The organism is Proteiniphilum sp. UBA1028 (assembly GCF_002316955.1).
Classification (GTDB): Bacteria; Bacteroidota; Bacteroidia; order Bacteroidales; family Dysgonomonadaceae; genus Proteiniphilum.
Window position 1 is genome coordinate 59,373 of record NZ_DCEN01000026.1, and the last position, 723, is coordinate 60,095.

General features: G+C 44.1%; 1 protein-coding gene. It reads left to right on the forward strand.

Annotation, left to right across the window (positions count from 1 at the left end; translation table 11 throughout):
• Window positions 1–160: 160 nt before the first annotated feature.
• The coding region (locus B3Z75_RS03635) for a ParA family protein (RefSeq protein ID WP_294067861.1) at window positions 161–723 on the forward strand (563 nt) is incomplete at its 3' end.

Genomic DNA, 723 nt, shown 5'->3' on the forward strand with positions numbered 1-723 from the left:
TGGGAATAAGAGTCTGATGCTTTTGTTCTTTTGATTTATCAACAAAAACGGCAACGTTTTAAATAATTAACACAGAATTAGCCGATTTATTGTTTATTTTGTCGGCTAAAGTAGCACGTTTCGAATAAGTAAAAACGATGTTACCTGAAAAATACAATATATGGGTAGAATCATTTCGTTGGCAAATCAGAAGGGAGGGGTGGGTAAAACCACCACTACGATCAATCTTGCGGCATCGTTGGCCGCTTTGGAGAAAAAGGTGCTTGTGGTGGATGCCGACCCGCAGGCAAACGCTTCATCCGGATTGGGTATCGACATTAAAAAAACCATCAATACAATTTATGAGGGCCTGATTGGGAAATGCACCCCGCAGGAGGCAGTGCACAAGACGCCTTTTGAAAATATCGACATCATCTCGTCTCACATCAACCTCGTAGGAGCCGAGCTGGAGATGGTGCAGATGGAAAACCGGGAAAAAAGGCTTCGGGATCTGCTGCATCCGTTAAAGGATACTTATGACTATATCCTCATCGATTGTTCCCCTTCACTGGGGATTATCACGGTGAATGCTCTCACGGCCGCCGACTCGGTACTTATTCCCGTACAATGTGAATATTTTGCCCTCGAAGGGTTGAGCAAGCTGTTAAATACGATCAAGATTATCAAGTCCAAGCTCAACACCCGGTTGGAGATAGAGGGCTTTGTGCTTACCATGTATGATTC